17 protein-coding genes are annotated in these 22,736 nt (G+C 68.5%); 7 read left to right on the top strand and 10 right to left on the bottom strand.

The genetic code is table 11. From position 1 onward, the window contains the following. Window positions 1-201 precede the first annotated feature (201 nt). Window positions 202-579 carry an RDD family protein gene (locus tag V4U86_RS01065; protein WP_395312277.1) on the top strand — a complete coding sequence of 126 codons (378 nt, stop codon included), beginning with the start codon at window positions 202-204 and terminating at the stop codon, window positions 577-579. 7 nt (window positions 580-586) lie between these two features. Here V4U86_RS01065 and V4U86_RS01070 read toward each other — a convergent pair whose 3' ends face one another. The 3 genes from V4U86_RS01070 to V4U86_RS01080 are packed head-to-tail and all read right to left on the bottom strand — an operon-like array spanning window position 587 to window position 8,246. Then, the gene (locus V4U86_RS01070) at window positions 587-3,778 is read right to left on the bottom strand and encodes an arabinosyltransferase domain-containing protein (protein WP_395309465.1); all 3,192 of its coding nucleotides are present in this window, start codon (window positions 3,776-3,778) and stop codon (window positions 587-589) included. A gap of 35 nt (window positions 3,779-3,813) precedes the next feature. After that, window positions 3,814-7,056 carry an arabinosyltransferase domain-containing protein gene (locus V4U86_RS01075; RefSeq protein WP_395309466.1) on the bottom strand — a complete coding sequence of 1,081 codons (3,243 nt, stop codon included), beginning with the start codon at window positions 7,054-7,056 and terminating at the stop codon, window positions 3,814-3,816. A gap of 5 nt (window positions 7,057-7,061) precedes the next feature. Beyond that, window positions 7,062-8,246, bottom strand: a complete 1,185-nt coding sequence (locus V4U86_RS01080) for an alkane 1-monooxygenase (protein ID WP_395309467.1) — start codon at window positions 8,244-8,246, stop codon at window positions 7,062-7,064. A 261-nt stretch (window positions 8,247-8,507) separates the two neighbouring features. Here V4U86_RS01080 and V4U86_RS01085 point away from each other — a divergent pair, with 261 nt between their 5' ends. Next, window positions 8,508-9,998: a GMC oxidoreductase gene (locus V4U86_RS01085; protein ID WP_395309468.1), complete on the top strand. Its 1,491-nt coding sequence runs from the start codon at window positions 8,508-8,510 to the stop codon at window positions 9,996-9,998. Here V4U86_RS01085 and V4U86_RS01090 read toward each other — a convergent pair. From V4U86_RS01090 to V4U86_RS01110, 5 genes are read right to left on the bottom strand one after another with little or no spacing between them, the layout of a single operon-like run. Then, a complete protein-coding gene (locus tag V4U86_RS01090) occupies window positions 9,995-13,210 on the bottom strand; it encodes an arabinosyltransferase domain-containing protein (protein ID WP_395309469.1) in 3,216 nt (1,071 codons plus the stop codon). The genes V4U86_RS01085 and V4U86_RS01090 overlap by 4 nt on opposite strands. Then, on the bottom strand, window positions 13,210-15,063 hold the full coding sequence (locus V4U86_RS01095) for a galactan 5-O-arabinofuranosyltransferase (RefSeq protein ID WP_395309470.1): 1,854 nt from the start codon (window positions 15,061-15,063) through the stop codon (window positions 13,210-13,212). The genes V4U86_RS01090 and V4U86_RS01095 overlap by 1 nt, the downstream gene beginning before the upstream one ends. Beyond that, entirely contained in the window at window positions 15,063-15,842 is a 780-nt protein-coding gene (locus V4U86_RS01100; protein ID WP_395309471.1) for a decaprenylphospho-beta-D-erythro-pentofuranosid-2-ulose 2-reductase, read from the bottom strand. The genes V4U86_RS01095 and V4U86_RS01100 overlap by 1 nt, the downstream gene beginning before the upstream one ends. Before the next feature lie 31 nt (window positions 15,843-15,873). Then, a complete protein-coding gene (locus V4U86_RS01105) occupies window positions 15,874-17,286 on the bottom strand; it encodes an FAD-binding oxidoreductase (RefSeq protein WP_395309472.1) in 1,413 nt (470 codons plus the stop codon). A gap of 41 nt (window positions 17,287-17,327) precedes the next feature. Beyond that, entirely contained in the window at window positions 17,328-17,759 is a 432-nt protein-coding gene (locus tag V4U86_RS01110) for a GtrA family protein (protein ID WP_395309473.1), read from the bottom strand. Window positions 17,760-17,789: 30 nt separating this feature from the next. Between V4U86_RS01110 and V4U86_RS01115 the strand changes: the two genes are divergently transcribed. Further along, complete coding sequence (locus V4U86_RS01115; RefSeq protein ID WP_395309474.1) at window positions 17,790-18,413, top strand: HD domain-containing protein; 624 nt, start codon at window positions 17,790-17,792, stop codon at window positions 18,411-18,413. On the opposite strand, the gene V4U86_RS01120 is transcribed toward V4U86_RS01115, so the two are convergent. Beyond that, window positions 18,403-19,809, bottom strand: a complete 1,407-nt coding sequence (locus V4U86_RS01120; protein WP_395309475.1) for a PLP-dependent aminotransferase family protein — start codon at window positions 19,807-19,809, stop codon at window positions 18,403-18,405. The genes V4U86_RS01115 and V4U86_RS01120 overlap by 11 nt on opposite strands. 50 nt (window positions 19,810-19,859) lie before the next feature. Here V4U86_RS01120 and V4U86_RS01125 point away from each other — a divergent pair, with 50 nt between their 5' ends. The 4 genes from V4U86_RS01125 (at window position 19,860) to V4U86_RS01140 (ending at window position 22,398) form a co-directional block, all read left to right on the top strand. Next, window positions 19,860-20,330, top strand: a complete 471-nt coding sequence (locus V4U86_RS01125; RefSeq protein ID WP_395309476.1) for a carboxymuconolactone decarboxylase family protein — start codon at window positions 19,860-19,862, stop codon at window positions 20,328-20,330. Continuing rightward, window positions 20,282-21,007: a phosphotransferase family protein gene (locus tag V4U86_RS01130; RefSeq protein ID WP_395309477.1), complete on the top strand. Its 726-nt coding sequence runs from the start codon at window positions 20,282-20,284 to the stop codon at window positions 21,005-21,007. Before V4U86_RS01125 ends, V4U86_RS01130 begins: the two co-directional genes overlap by 49 nt. Window positions 21,008-21,313: 306 nt before the next feature. Next, complete coding sequence (locus V4U86_RS01135; RefSeq protein ID WP_395309478.1) at window positions 21,314-22,030, top strand: TMEM165/GDT1 family protein; 717 nt, start codon at window positions 21,314-21,316, stop codon at window positions 22,028-22,030. Further along, window positions 22,027-22,398, top strand: a complete 372-nt coding sequence (locus V4U86_RS01140) for a hypothetical protein (protein WP_395309479.1) — start codon at window positions 22,027-22,029, stop codon at window positions 22,396-22,398. Before V4U86_RS01135 ends, V4U86_RS01140 begins: the two co-directional genes overlap by 4 nt. Here the strand turns inward: V4U86_RS01140 and V4U86_RS01145 are convergent. Next, the gene (locus V4U86_RS01145; RefSeq protein WP_395309480.1) at window positions 22,395-22,703 is read right to left on the bottom strand and encodes a zf-TFIIB domain-containing protein; all 309 of its coding nucleotides are present in this window, start codon (window positions 22,701-22,703) and stop codon (window positions 22,395-22,397) included. The two genes, V4U86_RS01140 and V4U86_RS01145, sit on opposite strands and share 4 nt — an antisense overlap. Window positions 22,704-22,736 lie beyond the last annotated feature (33 nt).

The following is a 22,736-nucleotide window of genomic DNA, read 5'->3' on the forward strand; positions in this document are numbered from 1 at the left end:
CGGCGCTCTACGATGCAACGGTGCCTTTAACCCGTGCCGCCCGCGGTGGCCGTCGCCCTGGGACTGGTCGCGACGGCCTGTGACGCTGTCGTACTGGTCTTCCGCGGCGCCGAGCAACTCCCGGTGGTCGGCGCCCGGCTGAACCGCGGTCGCCGTGCCCTGCAGGCCCGCGGTGAGCACGTGTTGGGCGCCGGTATCGAGATGGTGCTCGACCAGCTCGACCTGAATGCGTTGGCGCGGCAGCGGATCGACCTGATCCTGCTCCGGCTGATGTTCAACCCGTCGACATTCAGCTTCCCGACGCTGAACGCGGTGTTCTCCACGGCGGTCATGTTCGCCGTCGCGGTCTGCTATCTGACCGTCTGCTGGGCAGTGTCGGGATGCACCGCGGGCGCAGCGGTCATGGGCCTGCGGGTGACCGGTCGGCGCGGCGGCAGGATCGCCCCGGCGATCGCGGTGCTACGCGCCGCCGTGTGCGTGCTCTTCCCCGTCGGCCTGCTCTGGGCGGCGGTCGATGTCCGGCGACGGTCGTTGCAGGACATCGTGTTCGGCAGCCGTGTCGGCTACGTGAAGTTGTAGCGAACGGCTAAGGGCCGATCCGGATCTCGCCGGGCGAGTACAGCCCGGAACGGGTGGCCCGCCCCAGCTCGAGCTGTGCCGGTTCGGCGTCGACGATGGTGTCGAAGCGCCGTAGCGAACCCCAGTCCTGACCCCAGTCCTGGGACAGGTAGGTAGACATCACCGAGGCCCGCAGCAGCAGGTCGGTGATGCCCAACAGTCCGCCTTCGGTTCCTTGCTGCCAGGTGTCGGTGCTCTGCAGTTTCGCGAAGTAATCCGGGGAGATCCGGAACTTCGGGATCTCGGTGACGCCGTTGGCGTGCAGCATCGGTCGCTGGCACGGGAACGCCAGGCCCACGGCCCAGTCCAGCAGCACCGGCTGTTCCGATCCGATGTACTCCTGCACCGAGCGGACCTCGGGCACGCGTGGCGGAGTCACCGCGACCCAATCACCCTGGCCCAGTGACAGGTCCTCGGCCACCACTCGCACCGCGATCGCGTCGGCCGGGATCTGCTCGCGCGGGTAGCGCAGGTTCCGCCAGGACGGTGTCGGGCCGATGTCGTACGGGCTGACCCGGCCCGACGGCACCGGGGCGCCGTCCGGGCCGGCCACCGCGTACTCCAGTTCCACTGTCTGGCCGGAGGTCTGGCCCTTGGCCACGCTGCTGCCGGCGATGGTGCCGGCGGCGGTGATGGTGACCAGCGGGTGGGCGTCGTCGGGCGGGGGCAACTCGTACCAGGCCGAGGTGAGTCGGCTCTCCTGCTGCGCCTCGGTGGAGTACGTGCCCGCGACCGGAACCCGCGCCGGGTCCAGCCCGTAGGGCAGCGGCACCCGCGATCCGTTGATTCCGGGCCGGGACAACCGGATCGGACGATTCCAGTCGTAGTCGGTGCCGGGCTGCGGGTTGTTCAGCCGGATCGCCTCGGCGATGATCCGGTCGGGGACCCCGTTGGGGCTGAAACCCGGTGCGCCGGCGCCGCCCAGCGGTCCCAGCGGGCCGTAGTCGCCCGGCAGCGCGCGCAGGAACCCGTCATTGGAATCGGGTTCGACCAGTACGTCGTCGGCCATCCCGCAGCCGCCGGTGAAGGCGCGGACGTTGGCCCAGGCGTTCGAATACGTCGGGTACTGGCGGACCACGCCGATGGCCATCGAGGCCACGAAGACCAACACCATGAATCCGGCGGCGATCGGGATCGGCGCGGCGGTGAGCCGGTCGGCCAGTCGCGAATCGGGTTTCCCGGACACGTGCAGCCAGAACGCCCACAGCGCGGTGATCGCGAACAGGACGAAGAACACCGTACTGATCGTCACGCCGGCGATCGCCGGGACCGAATTGTTGAACGGCACACCGAAGTTGGAGACGTACCACCAGCCGTTGACCGAGGCGAAGCACAGTGCCAGCACGAAGAACACCAGCGCCAGGAACGCCACCCGGTTGCGTGCCGAGCGCAGCACCGTGCGGGACACCATCACCGTGGTGAGCGCGGCCATGGCGCCACCCACCGCGGCGAACAGGCCGAAGTGGTGGATCCACTTGGTGGGGGTGAACATCAGGAAGAAGATGGTCGCGAAGATGATGCCCATCAGCCGCCAGGCCGGACCGCGCGCGATCCCGGCGATCCGTTTGCGGCGCAACATCATGAACAGCGCCGGGAACAGGCACAGCGCGGTGAACAGGAAGGCGAACCGGCGCGAGATCGCACCGTCCACGGTGGGCAGGATCAGGTAGTAGTAGCGCAGGTTCTCGGTGTACCACTCCTGGCTGGGCCCGATGGCGGTGCGAATCCTGGTGGCCTCCAGGACCGTTGCGATCGTCTGGTCGGCGAACACCACCGCCAGGATGACGGTGCCGGCCGCGAGCAGAGGTGCCAGCAGCGGCCAGGTACCGACGATCCGCCGCCTACGCATGATGATCCGCAGGATGGGCCGCCCACCGGCCACCAGCGCGGCCACCGCTATCAGCCCGGTGGGCTGGATGCCGAGGGTGAAGGCCGCGGAGAAGATGGCCAGCGCGGCGGGTGTGAGCCGGCCGGAGGTGACCGCCCGCTCGATGAGCACGTAGGTGATCAGGGCGCCGGTGGCGATCTGGCCCTCCGGGCGCAGGCCGTTGTTGAACGCCATCCACGAGCCCAGCAGCACCAGACCGGCGGCCCACAGCGCCGGACGGCTGGCGACCACCGCGGGCCCCAGTCGGGGCAGCACCTCACGGGACAGCAGCAACCAACAGATCAGCGAACAGATCAGGTCGGGCAGTCGCATCCAGATGCTCGCGGTGCTCACCTGGGACATCAGCGCGAGCACGTTGTAGTACCAACCGAACGGGTCCTCGGGAACGCCGAACCAGCGGAAGTAGTTGGCCATGTACCCGGAGTGCTCCGCGGTGCGGGCCATCTGCATCTGGTAGCCGTCATCGGAGGAGTTGGTGCCGATGATGTACCAGATCACGAAGACCGCGACCACGAACACGTCCACGACGGTCAGGGTCCGCCAGCGGGTCGGGATCAGCCGGTGCATCCGCCGGCCGTCGACACGGTCGAGGCGCCACAGCGCCAGCACTGCGATGACGGTCGAGATGATGGCCAGCACGATCGCGATGAGTTTCAGTGCGGTCGGCTGTGTGGTGAACCGGCTGTCGATCTCCGCTGACAGCGACAACCCTTGCGGGGCAGCGCCGGTCAGATCGGTGAACACGCCGACGACCGCCGGACGCAGGTTCGGGTCGGGATAGCCGGTGCGCTGCGGGGACCCCGCGTTCTCTCCCGAGTCCTGGGTCAGCCCGATGAAGTCGGCGTAGGTGCCGTCGTGGTCGGAGGTGATCCGGATCGTCGAACAACCGGAGACCCGGTCACGTTCGACGCTGGCCACCACCACGTTTCGGACGATGACGTCCACCCGTGCGGGTTCGTCAGCAGCTTCGGGGCTGACCGTCACCAGCATCGCGTTCAGCGCGGCGTCGCGGCCCTGCGCGGGTGCGGTGCCCATCACCAAACCGCCGTCGGCCGGCATGTCGCGGATCACCGAACACGGCACGGTCGCGGTCAGGCTCACCGGCGCCTGGGAGATCAGCGGCGCGGTGACGTTCGAGAGCTGGCCGCCCTGAGGCCAATTCAAGGTCGCCGTGGTCTGGGTGACCGGCAGCAACGGGACGGCCACCGCCATCACGAAGCCGAGCAGGCCGGCAATCGTGGCAACCCAGCGGGCGATCTTCACGTCGTTCATCGCGTTCCGTTCGTTCACGGCTCGGGTCGGCTCGTTCACGGGAGGGCCCTGATCGGTCCGCCGCGACTCCAGCCGAACACGTTGGCCGTCCCTTCCTCGATGACGGCGTCGGGCGCCTCGGCGCTCGGCACGACCCGGATGTAGCGCTCGAGGGAACCCCAGTCGCGGTACCAGTCATCGCGCAGATAAGTGGGGATGGTGGCGGTGCGCAACAGTGCCTGGATGAACAGGAACGGTCCACCGTCATCGGCGGACTGCCACTGGTTCGACGAGGCCACCATCTGTTTGAAGTTGGGCAGGATCCGGTACTCCGGCAGCTCGGCCACCCCGAGATGCTCGGCGAAGGGCCGCTGGCACGGGAAGTTCGCCGCGGTCGCGATGTCCATCAGCACCGGGGTCTGCGTGCCGAGGAAGTCCTGGGCGGTCTGCAGCACCGGCACCCTGGGCGGGGTGAACGCGAACCACTGGTCCTCGGACAGGTTCGGGTCATCGGCGACGATGCGGGCGACATTGGCCTCCGGCGGCGCCGAGGTCAGCGGGAAACGCAGGTTGCGCCAGGCCTTCTGATAGAAGGTGTCGATCGGCTGGACCTCCGACAGTGCCTGATAGGTCCCGTCTGGGCGGTGCACGCCCCACTGCAGTTTCAGCGACTGGCCGTAGTTGAACGACCCGTCCTCCTCGTAGAACCAGATGGCGCCGGCCGCGGCGACGGTCACCAGCGGCCGGTCCGGGGTGCGCGGCGGCAGCTGGTACCAGGCCGAGGTGGCCTTGGCGGCAAGGGTGTTCTCGTCGAAGCTGCCCATCACCGGGGTGCGGTCCGGGTCCAGTCCGAACGGCAGGAACACGCGGGATCCGTTGACGCCTTCGGGGCCGTAGCCGCCGCCGGTGCCGGCCGCGTAACCCACACCGACATTGGGCTTGTCGACCGGCCCGTCGGAGTTCGGTGTGCCGGGGTTGCCGGCCACGGGTTCGGGGGGTTCGAGGGTGTCACTGACACCGTTGGGGGTGAAGCCGATCGGTTTCTCCCCGCCCAGCGGACCGTAGGGCCCGAAGCGCTGACCCGGGACCGGTTGCAGCAGGCCGGCGTTGGTGTCGGCCTCGACCAGAACCGCGTCGGCCATCGCGCAACTGTCTCCGGAAAGACCCGACCGCAGCGCCGCCAGGCCGGCCGACCCGGTGGTGTAGACGGGGTAGCGCCCGACGGTGGCCTTGACCATCGAGCCGAGCTCGAGCACCACCATGATCACGGCGACCACCAGCAGCGGGGTGGACGCCAGCGCCCGGTTGCGGCCGGTGTCGGCGACCTCGGTGTGCCCGGCGTAGTCGATGCGGAAGTGCAGCCAGGCCGTCAGCAGGCCGCCGGCAATGGCCAGCACCAGGAAGATGGTGGTCACCGGGTAGCCGACGATGACGGGCTGCTTGTCGAACCATGGCACCCCGTAGTTACCGGTGTAGAACCAGCCGTTGATGCCCGAGGTCGCCCAGGCCAGGACGAACAGCAGGGCCGTCACGTAGAGGGCCAGGTTGCGCCTGCTGTGCAGACCGACCCGGGCCAGGGCGAACGCCGTCACTCCGCCCAGCGCGCCGGCCAGACCGGCGAATGCACCGAACTGGATCGCCCACTTGGTCGGGGTCAGGGTCAGCAGCAACAGCCCGATCCCGGTGCTGCCGATCAGCCGCCACACCGGCCCGTTCATCGCGCCCGGCACGGTGCCGCGGCGCAGCATCACCATCAGCAGCCCGAACAGGCACAGCAGCAGGATCAGGACCGCGAACCGGCGGGTCAGCGATCCGTCCACGCTGTCCTCGACGGTCAGGAAGTAGTAGCGCAGGAACTCCTGATACCAGGGGATCGTGGGGCCCACCACGTACTTGATGCGGGCCGACTCCGCGACCGTGGCCAGGGTCTGGTCCCGGAACACGATCACGAAGATCAGCGAGGCGGCGGCCGACAGCGCGGCCAGCGGCGCCAGCACGCCGTGCGCGGCGCGACGGTCGGCGATCACCCGGGTGATGGCGCGGGCGCCCACCAGCAGCGGCGCCAGGGCGATCAGCCCCTGCGGGGCCAGTGTCACGGTGAAGGCGGCGACGACGACGGCGGCGGCGGTCGGCCACAGCCGGCGGGTGCCCACCGAGATCTCCACCAGCATCCAGATCAGCACCACAGCGAAGGCGATCAGCGGCTCCGGGCGCAGGCCGTTGTTGAACGGCAGCCAGGCGGCCAGGAACACCGCGCCGGCGGTCCACACGGCGGCCCGGTTGCGGACCAGCCGGCTGCCCAGGCGCGGCAGCACGAAGCGGCTGATCAGCAACCAGGTGCCGATCGCGGCGGCGGTGGCGGGCAGGCGCATCCAGACGCCGGCGGTGCTGATCGACGCCAGCTGGGCGAGCACGCTCTGATACCAGTCGAACGGGGCCTCCGAGGCGCCGAAGTACCGGAAGTAGTTCGTGATGTAACCGGCCTCGCCGGAGACCCGGGCCATCGTCAGGTTGTAGCCGTCGTCGGAGGTCGGCGGCCCGACTATGTGCCAGATCAGCAGGGCGCCGATGACGCCGGTGTCGGCCAGCCACACCGACAGGCTCCGGCGGCGTGGCGCGGGCGGCGCGCGGCGCCCGACCCTGCGGTCCAGCATTGCCAGCGCCACGATGGACGCCAGCACCGCGGCGACGCCGAGCACCATCACGGCCGTCTTCAGCGCGGTCGGGGAGGTGATGAACCGGGTGTCGATGTCGACGTGCGCGGACAGCCCGGAGTCCGGAGCCACCCGCAGCTCGGTGAACAGGCCGGCCACCTGCGGACGTTTGTCTACGCTCAGCGTGCCGGTGGCACCGGGGATGCCGACGAAGTCAGCGCCGACCGCGCCCACATCGGCCCAGATCCGCAGTTCGCTGCAGGCGCCGGCGTCGACCGCCTCGCGCGGCGCGACCGCGGCGACGGTGTCACGGAACGCGACGTACACGACGTCGGAGTTGGCGTTGACGAACAGGCCGTTGCGGCCGGCGTCGATGCCGCCCGGCGGGATGGTGGAGAACACCAATCCGCCGTCGGCGGGCAGGGTGGCCACGGCCCGGCACGGGATGGTCACGTTCAACGACTTGGGCGCCCCCGAGACCAGCGGCGCGGTGACGTCCGCGGCGAAGCCGTCGGCGTCGGCGGATTGCGGCCAGTGGATCGCGGCCGTCGACTGCCTGACCGGCAGCAGCGGGACGAGCGCGCACAGCAGGAAGCCGACAAGGCCCGTGATGATGGCGACGAGGCGGACTGTCCTATCGGGCACGAGGCTCAAGGGTAAGCGACGCGTCCCCCGGCATCATCGGACGACCCGCGTGGCACGTCGGCGGGTTTGAGCGCGGCCAGCCGAATGTCGCCGCCGTAGTGGGCCAACACCCGCCGATCCATCACCCACCGCCACAACGGCGGGCACCAGGCCAGCACCAGCATGTTCCCGTAGCCGGCGGGCAGCTGTGGAGCCTGATCGCAGTGCTGCAGGGTCTGGTAGGGCTTGTGCGGGTTCGCGTGATGGTCGGAGTGCCGCTGCAGGTGGTAGAGGAACACATTGGCGATCAGCGTGTCGCTGTTCCAGCTGTGCCGCTGCCCGACGGGCTCGTAGCCGCCGTCGTCGAGGCGCTGCCGGCGCAGACCGTAGTGCTCCAGGTAGTTCACCGTCTCCAGCAGGCAGACGCCGATGACGGCCTGCCCGAGCAGAAACGGGATGATGACGGGGCCGAACCAGGCGACCAGTCCTGCGAACAGGGTCGCGGTCAGCAGCCAGGCGTTTAGGATCTCGTTGGCCGGCGACCACCACCGCTTGCCGGCCCGGGCCAGCCGCGCGGTCTCCAGTTGCCAGGCCGAGCGCAGCCCGCCGAGCACCGACCGCGGGATGAACCGGTAGACGCTTTCGCCGAGGCGTGCGCTGGCTGGATCCTCGGCAGTAGCCACCCGCAGGTGGTGGCCCCGGTTGTGTTCGACGAAAAAATGCCCATATCCAGTTTGCGCAAGGGCAATCTTGCTGAGGCGTTTCTCAGCGCTCGCGCGCCGGTGCCCCAATTCGTGTGCGGCGTTGATGGCGATGCCGCCGACGATGCCGGTGGTGGCCATCAGTCCGACCTTGTCGACGGTGCTCATCGTCACCCAACCGCCGCCACTCCACAGCCAGCAAACAAAGATCAGCGAAAGATACTGGCCCGGCAAGTACAGATAGGTGACGCAGCGGTAAAACTTGTCGTCTTCGAGCTGATGTGGCGAATCCAACTCCGACATGTCCGCACGGAGATCGACGATCTGGTCGACGAGGGGAACTAGGATGAACGCCATGATCGGGCCGGTCCACCAGAACACCGACAGGTCGGTCAGCTGGACCAGGATCCAGGCCAGTACGATCAACCCCGGCACGACCGCGCTGAGCAACCACAGATACCGCGACGCACCCAGCCTTCTGGGCGATCTGCCGGACTGCGGGTCTGTCACTTCGTATCCTTGCCAGTCGGATAGTCGTCTTCGGTACGAACGCCTATTTAACCGTGTTATTGCTGCCGTGCAAACATGGAACCGTGCTGAATTGACGTTTGCTACGAAATATGTGGAGTGTAGTTGCAGGTCATGCTGACGAGACGGCGGTTCCTGGTTGCTACGACCGGCCTCGTCACAGGTGTCGCGGGGTTGACTGCAGCATGCCAGTCCAGCCCGTCCGGTGAGCGACCGGCAAACCGACAATTCCATCGGGCCATCGTGGTGGGCAGCGGTTACGGCGGGGGTGTCAGCGCGCTGCGCCTGGGCCAGGCCGGGGTGGACACCCTGATCCTGGAGCGTGGCCGGCTGTGGGACACCCCCGACGAGGACGGCAAGCGCTTCTCGAAGATGCTGCCGGCCGACACCCGGGCGGGCTGGTTCAAGGAGGTGCCGCCCAGCCTGGTGCCCTCGTTCATGGGCGTGTCGGTGAACGCGGTGGCCGCGCAGAATCCGTCTCCGCAGCCGGTGCAGGCCGGGATCTGTGACAAGGTGACCTACGGCGCCCACGACGTGTTCCGCGGCATCGCCGTGGGCGGCGGCTCGATGGTCAACGCCGCCATCGCGGCGGTGCCCACCCCCGACCAGGTGCACGCGGCGTTCCCCGATATGGACCCGGCGGAGTTCCTGGGCACCTACGTCGAGCGGGCCAAGACCACGCTGCGGATCAGCTACCGCGATATGAACTGGTTCGAGCAGACCCCGTACTTCCAGTACGCGCGGGTGGGGCGCAAGTACGCCGCGGCCGCCGGGTACGGGGTGGACTACAGCGGCAGCGCCTACTCGTTCGACTACATGATGCGCGAGGCCGCCGGCGAAGTGCCGCGCTCGGCACTGGACTGGGAACAGCAGTACGGCAACAACCACGGCCGGTTCGGCAGCGTGGACCAGACCTACGTCGCCGAAGCGCTGCAGACCGGCCACGTCACCCTGCGGCCGCTCACCGAGGTGACCGGTATCCGCCAGGAACCCTCCGGCGAGTACGTGGTGTCCGTCCGCGAGATCGACCGCTGGGGCACCGAGGTCGCGCGCCAGGAGATCGGTTGTGAGCAGCTGTATCTGGCGGCCGGGGTGCTCGGCACCAACCATCTGCTGCTGCGCGCCCGGGAGACCGGCGATCTGCCCAACCTGGACGACGAACTCGGCAACGGGTACGGCAACAACGGCGACATCATGGTCTCGCACATGCTGGCCGAGCAGGATCCGGCCGGTACGCAGCAGTCACTGCTGGGCATGATCAACCTGGACGGCCGGTCCGATCCGGACAATCCGGTGTACGCCAGCATGTTCTCGATGCCGCTGCCGGTCGAGACATACGCGCTGGGCTACTACGCCATGGTGCGCACCGGCGACCGGGCGGTGATCGGCTATGACCGGCAGTCCGATTCGATCAGCATCGACTGGCCGCAGAGCCACACCGATCACCTGGTTGCGCGGGCGAAGCTGGTGTTCGACCGGGTCACCCAGGCCAACGGGGTGGACTACCGCGACGACTTGTTCGAAGGAAAGGCCTTCGCGCCCAACACTGTTCACCCACTCGGTGGCTGCGTCCGGGGCAAGGCCACCGATCTGTTCGGGCGCGTGCACGGTCATGAGAACCTGTACGTGAACGACGCCTCGCTCATCCCCGGCTACATCGGCTGCAACCCGTTCATGACGATCACCGCGCTGGCGGAACGCAACATCGAGGCGATCCTGGCGGGCCGCCGCTAGCTCGGGCGGAGCGGTGCCGGGCTCCACAGCCCGCTGCGGGTGGCGGTGCCGAGCTCGAGTTCGGCGGTCCTCGCGTTCGGGTAGAACTGCCGCAGCTGCTGCAGGGAACCCCAGTCGCGGAACCAGTCGTCCTTGAGGTAGGTGGGCACCGGCACCGCACGCAGCAGCAACTCGGTGATGCCGAGCGGCCCGCCGCCCAGGTAGTCCATCACCGGCGAGTTGGCCTCGGCGCCGAAGCGGTCCGGCAGGATGCGCCACTTGGGGACCTCGGTCACGCCGTTGTTGTGGAAGAACGGCCGCTGGCACGGGAACGCCAGGCCGACCAGCCAATCAAGCATCACCGGATCGGTGGACCCGACGACCTCCTGCAGGGTGCGCAACTCGGGGATGCGCGGCGGGGTGACGGCGATCCAGTGCTGCGGGGCCAGGTCGTCGTCGGAGGCGACCAGGCGCACCCGGGTGGCCTCGGCCGGGATGGCGGACATCGGGGCGCGCAGGTTGCGCCATGCCGGCACGGCGCCGACATCCGCGAAACCGATTGTGCCGCCCGGCTTTCCGCTCTCGGCCTGCTCCTCGGTGGCCCACTGCACCAGGACCTCGCCCGGATCGAAGCGGCCGGCCGCGGCGACCACCAGCAGCGGACCGCGTTCGTCACTCGGAGGCAGCCGGTACCACGCCGAACGCAGCGCGGCGGGGGCCTGCGGGCCGGACCGCCAGCTACCGAGCACCGGGGTGCGGGTGGGGTCCAGGTTGTAGGGCAGCCGGGCGACCGAACCGTTCACCCCGGCCGCGGCGGTGACGCCGCCCTCGGTGCCCGGTTCACTACCCGTCTCGTCGCTGTTCGCGGAATCGGCGAAGTTGCTGTCCCCGGGCTGTTCGGACACCGGGTCGGCTTCGATGTCGTCGGGAATGCCGTTGGGCGTGAAGTTGTCCGCGGTGACCGCGCCCAGCGCCTCGGACACCGGGGTATCGATCGGGGTCAGCATGCCGACGTTGGGGTCCTGTTCGACCATCACATCGGTGGCCAGGCCACAGGTCTTGCCGCGCAACGCATCCAGATTGGATCGACCCACGGTCCAGGCGGGGTACTGCCCCACGACCGCCATCGTCAGCGAGATCACCTGGAACAGCACCACCGCCCAGGTGACGACGGCCAGCGGAGCCGTCGTGAACCGGGTCCACGGCCGGTCCCCGAAGTCCCGGCCGGAGAAATGCAGCCAGGCCGCGACCAGCAGCGCCAGCACCGCCAGCCCGAGCAGGATGGTGGTGAAACCGATGGACAGGCGCGGGAAGTCGTTCGACCACGGGACACCGAAGTTCGAGACGTACCACCAGCCGTTCACGGTCGCGAAGGACAGCGCCGTCGCGAACAGGATGGCACCGGTCACGATGGTGCGGTTGCGCTTGGAGCTCATCGCCGCCGCGGTGATCGCGACCGCGGCCAGTGCGCCGATGGAACCGGCCAGGCCGGCGAACACCCCGAAGTGGTGGGTCCACTTGGTGGGGGTGAACATCAGCGACAGGAATGAGATGACGGTGATCCCGATCATCCGCTGGGCCGGCCCGATGGCGGTGCCGGGAATCCGGCCCTTGCGCAACGTCATCGCGATCGAGATGGCCAGCGCCAACAGCAGGGTCAGCACCGCGAAGCGCCGTGCCACCGAACCGTCCGGGCTGGTGGTGAACAGCCGGGAGTAGCGGATGTGCTCGTCGAACCAGGCCAGGCTGGGGCCGATGGTGGACTTGAACGAGCTGGCCTGCAGTTCGCTGACCAGGGTCTGGTCCCGGAAGATCAGGAAGATGGTGACGGTGCCGGCCGCCGCGATCGGCGCCAGCAGGGCCATATAGCCGAACCGCGAGACATGCGCGGCCACAATCGTTCTGAGCGGGCCGATCGCCACCAGCAGCGCGCCCACAGCGGCGATACCGGTAGGCCCGGAGAACAGGGTCAGCGCCCCGATGATGATCGCCACCGCGACCGGCAGCAACCGGCTGGTCGCCACCCCGCGCTCCACCGAGCACCAGGTCAGCAGGATGCCGACGGCGATGATCGGTTCGGGGCGCAGGCCGTTGTTCAGCGGCAGCCAGAACGCCAGGAACATCGCGGCAGCGGTCCACGCCGCCGGGCGGCTCTTCTTGACTGCGGCACCGAGACGGGGGATGACCTCGCGGCTGATGATCCACCAGCAGGCCAGACCCATCAGCAGAGTCGGCAGCCGGACCCAGATGCTCGCGGTCGACACCTGCGCCCACAGCGCCAAGAGGTCGTAGTACCAGCCGAACGGGGCCTCCGGCGTACCGAACCAGCGGTAGTAGTTGGCCATGTAGCCGGCATGTTCGGACACCCGGGCCATCGTCAGGATGTAGCCGTCGTCGGCGGTGTTGGCGCCGACGAAATGCCACCACACCAACAGCGTGGCGACCAGTGCGTCGAGTCTGGTGACCGACCACCAGCGCTGCGGCAGGAAGCGACGGTGCCGCATGCCGTCGGCGATGTCGAGGCGGTGCAGCGCGATCAGCGACGCGATCGTCATCAGCAGGCCCAGCACCATCACCACGGTCTTGAGGTGAGTGGGCGAGCTGCTGTAGCGGGTGTCGATGGTGGCCGAGAACTGCAGGCCCGGCGGGGCGGGGCCGGCCAGATCGGTGAACACACCGACGATCTGGGGCCGGAAGTCGTAACCGCCGCGCTCGCCGCGCACCGGTTCACCGGGGTCCCGGTCGTCCGGGCCTTGAGTCAGTCCGACGAACTCGCCGGTCACCTTGTCGGCGTGCGCGGTGAACACCAGCTGCTGGCAGGCCGGGCTGAGCACCTCGCTCAGGGGGGCGCTGACCACCGGGGTGTTGCGCACGATGACCAGCAGTTCGTTGTTGACCCGTTCGATGAGCAGCCCGCGGTCGACGGCCTTGGGTGCCTGCTTGGGCACCGTGGACAGCAGGACGTTGCGCGATCCGGCCAGCCCGGCCGCGGTGCTGCACGGGATGGTGATGTTCAGGTCGGTCGCGACGTACCCGATCAACGGGGCGTCGACGCTGTCGAGGGTCCCGTTCTGCGGCCAGTTCAGCGTCGCGGTGGTCTGGGTGACGGGCAGGAACGGGGTGGCGATGGCCAGGATGGTGCCGAGCAACCCGGCGACGACGGCGACCAGTCGGGTGGTGCGGTGATTGGCCTGCGTGTCGTTCACGGGGCTAGATGCTAGTTGTCCGGGCATCAGTGGACCGCGTGCGGTTTGCGGATGGCCAGCACGAACGGCCCGTTGGTGGTCACATCCCAGCGCGGATCGGAGAACAGGGCGGCGTTGAGCTCGACCTGGTAGCGCTTGACGTTGGGCTGATTCGGGTAGACGTCGGCGGCCAGCCGCAGGGTGTAGCTGTCCGGCCCGCCGCGACGCATCAGGAAGACCGTCGGCGGCTCCCAGGGCAGTTCGTCCAGCGCGGTGATGAACTGGTCCGGGGTGCTCAGCAGCGCCCAGCTCTCGATGGCCGCGGACCGGGCCTCGAACTGCGCCAACGGGTTTGCGTAGTGCGAGGTGAGGCCCTGGAAACCGTAGTAGGGATAGAAGGACAGGAAGCTGTAGTCCGCGGTCATGACGACGGTCTCGGTGCGCGGCCGGCCGGTCACCTCGAGGATGCGTTCGTCCAGTGCCCGGTAGTACTGCTCGGCGCCGGGCGGGCGGCGGTCGGCACGCTCGCCGTAGCCGTCGGTGTCGGTGTAGGCCACGGTGATGTCCGAGCGCAGCACGTCGGGGATGTCCTGGCTGAACGTCACCGCGCCGATCGCGCCGATGGTCGCGGCGACCGCCACGATGTGCCGGCCCGGGTGCTGGTAGCTCGCCACCGCGGCCTGGGTCACCCAGATGAACCCGAAGGTTCCGGCCGCCGCCAGCAGCACCGACAGGGTGGGCTGCAGGCGGAAGGACAGCAGCGTGGTGCCGGCCAGGGTGGTCAGCATGGACAGCAGCGACCAGGCGTAGACGGCCAGCACCGCGACAGCCAACGCACCGGCGCGGGTGCTGCTGCGGGCGTGTACGACGAGCCAGACCGTGCCGAGCAAGCACAGCGCGCCGAGCAGGGTGAAGTCCAGCATCGGGAAGGTCAGTTCGGCGCCGTCCATCGGCAGGTAGTGGAATGCGGACCCGCTTCCGACCGGTTCACCCCGCACCATCGCCAGTAGCACGGGCGCCCAGGTGAGCAACGCCAGTAGTCCGGCGATCACGCCCATGACGAGCAGCCGCAACAGCGGCGCGAGGCAGCGCCGGGTGACGGCCAGCAACAGCGCCATGATGGTGACGGTGAACGCCGCGTAGGCCACCAGCAGGGTGTAGAACAGCGCGGCCATACCCAGGAACAGACCGACGCCGACGACCGCACCCCAGGCGGGCCGGTTCGCCTTCAGTCCCGACCACGCCAGCACGAAGACCGCCGGCAGCAGCACGGTGATCACCGCGGCATACGGTTCGGCCGATGTGTAGGCCAGCGTCACCGCCGCGGTGGCGGTGGTCACCGCGAGCGCGATCTCGAAGCGCACCATCGCCGACCACAACACGAATGCGACGGCGATCGCCGCGGTGATCGAGATGATCGACCACGGTTTGAACATCTCCCAGGCGGGCATGCCGGTCAGATCGGCGAGCCGGCCCCCGACCCAGAACCAGCCCGCCGGGTAGAACGGCGGCAGACCGATGTAGGTCATATCGTGCAGCGCCGGACTCTCGGCCAGCCGGGTCAGGTACTCGGTGCGGAACTGCTGATCCACCGAGATGCCGAACAGATACAGCCTGGTGGCGCCCAGCGGCATGGCCAGCGTGACCACGCTGAACGCGGACAGGAATACCACCGCGGCGATCCGGGCGAACATCCGGCGACCGGTGCGCCACAGCACACCGGCGATGAAAATCCCCGCCAAGCAGGCGAACTGGCCGACCGTGGTGAGCGCGTGCAGTTGGTTCGAGGAGTTGTACGCCGGCCACTCGACGCGGGCGATGGCCAGCAGGGCGACGACGGTGAGCGCCGCGGCCGTCGCTGCCGCGGCGACCATCTGGCCGGCCGTCCTCGCGATCAGCATCAAAGAGGCAGCTTGCGGAAGACCGGCCGCGGGATGTGCCGCATCACGGTCATCAGGTACCGCACCGGCCCGGGCGCCCAGATCAATTCCTTGCCCTTGGCCGCCGAGGCGACCGCCAGTTCGGCGACGTCCTCCTTGTCGACGGTGAAGGGTGCCTCCTTGGCTCCGGTCGCCTTCCAGTGCTCCAGCGTCGTGGTGGTGCGCACCTGGCCGGGCCGGATGACCAGGACGTGAACACCGAACTCGCGCAACGCTTCCCCGAGACCGAGGTAGAAACCGTCCAGGCCGGCCTTGGTGGAGCCGTACACGAAGTTGGAGCGGCGCACCCGCTCCCCGGCCACCGAGGACATCGCGATGATCTGCCCGAATCCCTGGGCGCGCATCCGTTCGCCGATCAGCACACCGACCGACACCGCGGCGGTGTAGTTGACCTGGGCGGTCAGCACCGCCTTGGCCTGGTTCTGCCACAGTTCCTCGGCGTCGCCCAGAATGCCGAACGCCACGATGGCGACGTCGACATCGCCTCCTGCCCATGCCGCTTCGATGACAGCGGGGTGCGATGCGGTGTCGACGGCGTCGAAGTCCAGGTATTCCACCGATTTCGCGCCGGCGGCCTGCAGTTGGGCGATCGCGGCGTCCCGCCGCGGTGCACCCGGCAGGTCGGCGAGGATCACCCGGGCCTTGGCGTTGCGCAGGTACCGCTCGACGATCGCCAGGCCGATCTCGGAGGTACCGCCCAGCAGCAATATCGTCTGCGGGTTTCCGGTCGCGTCAATCATGTAGGGGCGTCAGCCTTTCTGAATATTCAAGCTAGAGGAGTTCGAGGCGGCGGGCCATGTCGGAGGCGAAGACGCCGTGCGGGTCGGCCTTACGGCGCACCGCGATCCATTCGTCGATGCGTGGGTACATCCGGTGGAACTTCTCCGCGCTGACCCGGGAGTCCTTGGCGGTGTAGACCCGGCCGCCGAACTCCATGGCACGGTCGTCGAGTTCGTTGAGGAACTCGTTGACGCCGGCCTTGATCGGGAAGTCCATCGCGACGTTCCAGCCCGCCATCGGGAAGCTCAGCGGCGCCCGGTTGCCGGGGCCGAACAGCTTGAAGACGTTGAGCGCCGAGTACTGGCCGCGGGTCTGGATCCACCGGATGATGTCCTTGAACTCGTCCAGCGCGTCCGGCGGCACCAGGAACTGGTGCTGCGCGAATCCCTTTGGGCCGTAAGCGTTGTTCCATCCGCTGACCAGGTCCAGCATGTGGTAGAACTGCGACAGGTTCATGATCTTGCCCTGGTACGTCCCGCCCAGGCGGTAGTACACCTCGCCGATCGCGGTGAACGACAGCTTGTTCATCGCACTGACCGGGAAGATGTCGGGCACCTTCAACAGTTGCGGCGCATCGAATTTCAGCGGATTGCGGGCTAGCTTGGCGGGCAACTGATCCAGCTTGGCCAGGCTGCCCCGGCTGACGGCGGCCCGGCCCAGCTTCGGCGGCGGGCTGATCAGGTCGAACCACGCGCTGGAGTAGGTGTAGGCGTCCTCGCTGCCATCGGTGTGCACGGCGATGGTCTCGTCCAGATCGGCGGTGGCCACCCCGTCGGCGATGAAGTAGGCGGTCTCGGTGCGGGTCATGGCGATCCGGGCGCGGATCACGATGCCGGTCAGGCCGTTGCCGCCGATGGTGGCCCAGAAGAGCTCGCTGGTGTCACCGTCGGGCTCCAGCGTGCGGACCTCGCCGTCGGCCATCAACAGATCCAACGACAGCACGTGGTTCCCGAAGCTGCCCGCGCTGTGGTGGTTCTTGCCGTGGATGTCGGAGCCGATGGCCCCGCCCACGGTGACCTGCCGGGTGCCCGGCAGGACCGGGACCCACAGTCCGAAGGGCAGGGCGGCCTTCATCAGCTGGTCGAGGCTGACCCCGGCGTCCACATCGGCGATCGCGGTGTCCCCGGAGATCGAGTGGATGTGGCTCAGCGCGGTCATGTCGACGACGATGCCGCCGCCGTTGCAGGCGTGATCACCGTAGGAACGGCCGAGGCCGCGGGCGATGATGCCGCGCTTCAAGTAGGAGGGATCACTGGCCGAGGCGTCGGCGACCCGCTTGACGGCGTCGGCGATGACCTCGACATCGGGTGTCGACAACACCTGGGCCACGCTCGGCGCGGTGCGGCCGAAGCCGGTCAGGGTGCGCGCGGTCAGCGGCAGGGTGGTGCCCGTTTCGGTAGACATATCAGTGATGAAGGGTACCGTTCGCGGTCACTCCAGCTTGATTAATCCCCCGGTCGCGGCGCTCCTGCCCACCGGAATATCACCGCTCGCTGCACCACGAAGTTGATGACCGTGGCGGTGCCCTGGGCGATCACGAAGGCCACCGGGACCTGCCAGGGCCGCCCGGCGAACTCCAGGTAGAACAGGTAATTGATGCCGACCTGGACGGCGTAGGTGAGTGCGTAGAGCGCCATCACCGCGACGAACCGGGCGCGGCTGGGCGGCGCCTGGAAGGTCCACCGCCGGTTGATCAGATACGCCGTGGTGGTGCCGGCGATGAAACTCAGCGTCTTTGCCAGGTTGACGTGCAGGCCGAGCGCGAGCAGCGCGACGTACAACCCGAAGTCGACGATCGCGGACAACCCGCCGGTGATGATGAAACGCGCCGCCTGGGTGCGCAGGCTCAGGGGAGCGTTATCCGGGGTGTCGGCCACGCGGGCAGCTTACGGGTCCAGAATGGGCGCGTGACCGATCTGCTCCAGGAGTGGCTGGTGCTGCTTGCGCGCCACACCGCATCACCGGACATCGGTGCCGTCGGCGCCACCATGCTGGCCCGCTGGTCCGAACCGCACCGTCGTTACCACGACACGGCACATCTGCAGGGTGTGCTCGACGCCGTCGATGCGCTCGCCGACCACGCCGATGACCCGGATGCGGTGCGGCTGGCGGCCTGGTACCACGACGCGGTGTACGCGGGCGCCCCCGATGACGAGGAGAACAGCGCGCTGCTCGCCGAGGCCGATCTGCGCTCGCTGCAGGTGCCGGCCGCGCTGGTGGACGAGGTCACCCGACTGGTCCGGCTGACCGTCGAGCACGACCCCGGACCGGAGGACCGCAACGGGCAGGTGCTCTCGGATGCGGATCTGGCGGAGCTCGCGGTGACTTCCGAGCAGTACCGCCGCAACACCGCGCGGGTGCGTGCCGAGTACGGCCATGTGCCCGACGAGGACTTCCGGGCCGGCCGGGCCCGCATCATCGCCGCGTTGCTGGCCGCCCCGGCGCTGTACCGCACCGCGCAAGGGCAGCGGCGGTGGGAGGCCGCGGCCCGGGAGAACCTGACGGCCGAGTTGCGCACCCTCAACGGGTGACGGCCGCCAGCACCCGGCACAGCGCGTCGACGGCCGCGCCGAACGCGTGATCGGCCGGGGTGCCGAAGCTGACCACCACCCCGTCGGCGGCGGGAACCTCTGGGCCGGCGTCGGGGTGGCGCAGGATCTGCAGACCGGACAACGCGATGCCGGCCTCCCCGGCGCGGCGCAACACCTCCGCCTCGGTGCCCTCGGGCAGCGTCAGCTGCAGGTGCAGACCCGCCGATAGTCCGCGGATGCCGACGTCGAACGGTTCCAGCGCCTTGGCCAGGACATCACGGCGGCGCCGGTAGCGGACTCGCATGCGGCGAATGTGCTTGTCGTAGCTGCCCTTTGCGATGAAGTCGGCCATGGTGAGCTGGGTCAGGGCATTGACGTAGAACTGCTGACCGCCCAGTGCCGCCACCACCCGGTCGATCAGTGGCGCCGGTAGCACCATCCAGCCCAGCCGCAGGACCGGGGACAGGCTCTTGCTGGTCGAGCCGAGATAGGCCACCCGGTCCGGATCCAGGCCCTGCACCGAGCCCACCGGCTGCCGGTCGTAGCGGAACTCCCCGTCGTAATCGTCCTCCAACAGGTAGCCGTCGGTGCGGCGAGCCCAGTCCAGGACCGCGGTGCGCCGGCGTGGATGCAGCGGTACGCCGTGCGGGAAGTGGTGCGCCGGGGTGAGCAATACCGCTCGCGCCCCGGTGCTGTCGAGGTCGGCGATCACCGCGCCGTCCTCGTCGACGGTGATGGGGGTGGTGGCCACGCCCACGGACTGCAGCGCTTCGCGGAACAGGAACAGCCCGTAGGCCTCGACGGCGATCGGGCCGCCCAGCACCCTGCCCAGGATCTCCACCGCGTGGCGGGTCCCCGCGCAGATGACGATCTCGTCCGGGTTGGTGCGGACGCCGCGCACCCGGCCCAGATACTCGGTCAGTGCCTCCCGTAATTCTATGCGGCCCAACGGATCCCCCATCCGCAGCGCCTCGGTGGGTGCCGTCGCCAGGGCCCGCTTGGTCGAGGCCAGCCAGGCCGCGCGGGGGAACTGGGAGACATCCGGGGAACCGGGCATCAGATTGTGCAGTGCGACGCCGGGGCGTCCGCGGGGGCGGGCCGGCAGCGGGTCGGTTCCGACGTTGGCCACCCAGGTGCCCGCGCCCTGGCGGGAGGCCAACCAGCCCTCGGCGACCAGTTCGGCGTAGGCCTCGGCCACGGTGTTGCGGGCCAATCCGAGGTCGGCGGCCAGGCTGCGCGACGGCGGCAGCATCGCCCCCGGGGTAAGCCGACCGGACCGGATGGCCTCCCGGAGGGCGTCCACCAGGGTGTTCCTGGCGCCACGCAGGGCGGGGGTGATGACCTCACGCAGCTCGAGGTGCAGATCTCTCGGCCCGGAATTGGCCCATGAAGTCACATCAGAATTGAACCATGTAACTGGGTCTTTGTGGTCCTAGCGTGAGTGTCATGACGCAGACACTGGACCACCCCACCGCCATCGACCGCCTCAACATCTACAAGGTGTCACCGGAGGTGTACGACGCGATGATGAAGCTGTCCACCGCCGCGGCCAAGGACATCGACCCGACCCTCGGGGAGCTCATCAAGATCCGCGCCTCGCAGATCAACCACTGCGCGTTCTGTCTGGACATGCACGTCACCGACGCGCGCAAGAACGGTGAAACCGAGCAGCGCCTGGCGCTCATCGCAGCCTGGGAAGAGGCCGGAAACCTTTTCACCGAGCGGGAGCGCGCCGCGTTGGAACTCACCGAGGCCGTCACCGAACTGCACCACGGTCACGTGTCCGACGAGGTCTACGCCAAGGCCGCCACGGTGTTCGATGAGCGCGAACTCGCGCAGGTGATCGCGATGGCCGTCACCATCAATGCATGGAACCGGTTCAACGTCGCCACCCGGATGCCGGCGCCCCGGCGGTAATCACCAAACTCCATCCGCCCGGCACCGACCCGCAGGCGCTCCGGGAGCGCCTGCGGGTCGCTGCGCGTTGTCCGGAGTTGTTGTCGCCGTTGGTCATCGAACCCGAAGCGGTGGGCACGCAATGGCTGACCCGATGGCCGCGGGTCGAGGTGGTCGAGCCGGATCCGGTCCGCCTGCCGTGGGCCCAGGCCGGTGAACTGTTGGCGCGGCTGCACCGGGAGCCGGTGGACGACTTCGATGTTCCGCACGGTGCACCCGCGCGGCTGGCCCGGGCGCTGCACCGGCTGGGCGGTGACGGCGCGGCCGAGGTCATTCGCCGCGCCGCCGACGCGCTGGAGATCCCGGACGGGCCACCCGCTCTGGTGCACGGCGACTTCCACCTCGGCCAACTGGGCTGGGACGGGCGGGCCTGGGTGCTCTTCGACGTCGACGATCTGGGCGTCGGGGATCCTCGCTGGGATCTGTCCCGACCGGCCGGGTTCTGGGCTGCCGGGCTGCTACCGGACACGGACCTGGATGCGTTCCTCGACGCTTACCGGTCCGCCGGTGGACCGGCGTTGGGGCACGGGGACCCGTGGCCCGCGCTGGACCCGTTCGCCCGCGCTGCCGTGATCGCCGCCGCGGCCAACCATCCCGACGACGAACTGCTGGTCGCAGCCTGCGCGCGGATGGCCTGAGAGCTTCGGAACAGAATTTTTCGAGCACTCGAACTTTGCGCTATGGGTTGTGAAAACTATTGATACGTAACGTCTTTCAAGCACAAGCGTTTGCGCGACGGGCAATGGTGTGCCAAGCTGGGTGGCGCGAAGGGGAGTAGCCCCCAAATCGGTTGATCGACATACTGGCTGAGCGGACACCGCGAAGCCCGGTCACCGGACCGGCATCCGCCGGTGGGCGAGACCTTCGGCCGTACAAACCGTATCGGTTGCCGGCCGGAGGAATCTGTCGATCCTCGCCGGGAGCCACCGATCGAGGAGTTGTCCGTGGTCTCCGCGCTACTGCTGAGCTTCGCCGTCATCTTTGTCGCCGAGCTCGGCGACAAGACACAGCTCGTGGCAATGACGTTCGCGCTGCGCTACAAGTGGTGGGTCGTGCTCGGTGCGATCACCGTGGCGACCACTCTGGTGCATGTGCTCTCGGTTGCCATCGGGCACTACCTGGGCGCTGCCCTGCCCGGGCACCTACTGGGCATCCTGGCCGGCGCCATGTTCGTCTTTTTCGGACTGTGGACGCTGCGGGGAGACGCACTCAGCGACGACGAGAAGAGCCGGGTGGAACGCGCCTCCGGTATCGCGTTCTTCGTGGTGACCTCGGCCTTCTTCCTCGCCGAACTCGGCGACAAGACCATGCTGGCGACCATCACACTGGCCGCGGACAACGACTGGCTGGGCGTCTGGATCGGGTCGACGCTGGGCATGGTGGTCGCCGACGGGCTTGCGATCGTGGTGGGCGCCGTGGCGGGCAAGCATCTGCCCGAGCGCCTGATCCAGATCGCGGCGGCCGCGCTGTTCCTGCTCTTCGGCGTCTTCATGCTGCTGGAGAATGTGTTCGCCACCGCGCCGTTCTGGATCATTGCGGTAGCCACCGCGGGGCTGCTCGCACTCTTCGGCGCGGGCCTGTACGCCCTGCCGGACCGGTTTCGTCCGGCTGTCCTGAAACCGGCCCCGAGCGCTGTCGAGAGCGAGAAGATGGCGTCGTGAACTCTGCCGTCTGGCTGACCGCGTCCCGATGCCTGGCCGCGCTGACGGTGGCCGTGGTGGTGATCCTGTTCGTCACCGCGGGAGCGCTCATTCAGGCGCACCAATTCGAGGATGTCCACGGCGCGGCGGCGATCGCACTGCACGTCTCCACCGGTGCACTGGCTGTCGCTCTCGCGGGTCTGGCCTGGCAGCGACGCACGGGATGGTGGGCCGCCGGGTTGGCCGCCGCACTGTTCGCGTTCACCTTCGTGCAGGCCTATCTGGGCGACGGGACCACCCTCGCCGCGCACGTGCCGGGCGCCCTACTGGTCACCGCCGCATCGATCAGCTTGACGTGCTGGCTGTTCGGGCGTCGACGCGAAAGCTAGCTGGAGAAGAACAGCCGTCCGAAGCCCTGCTTGCGGTAGTGCTTGTTACCGCGATGTCCCCAGTCCGGGCCGTAGCCGTGCTGCATGGGCGGAGGCGCCGACTGCATGAACCGGTTTTCCATCTGGGTCAGGGACTCCAGTTCACCGAAGTCCAGGAAGATGCCGCGGCAGGAGTCGCACTGCTCCAGATGGATGCCGTTGCGTTCGTAGGTTTTCATCACCCCCGCGCACTTCGGGCACAGCAGGGTGTTGCCCCCACCGGAGAAGGGGGGAGGCGTCGGCGGCTGGTATGGCGGGATGCTCATATGCGCACAACGCGTGATGATCCGCGGAAGTGC

Origin of the sequence: Mycobacterium sp. AMU20-3851 (genome assembly GCF_043974665.1) — a bacterium.
In the GTDB taxonomy this organism is placed as follows: Bacteria; Actinomycetota; Actinomycetes; order Mycobacteriales; family Mycobacteriaceae; genus Mycobacterium.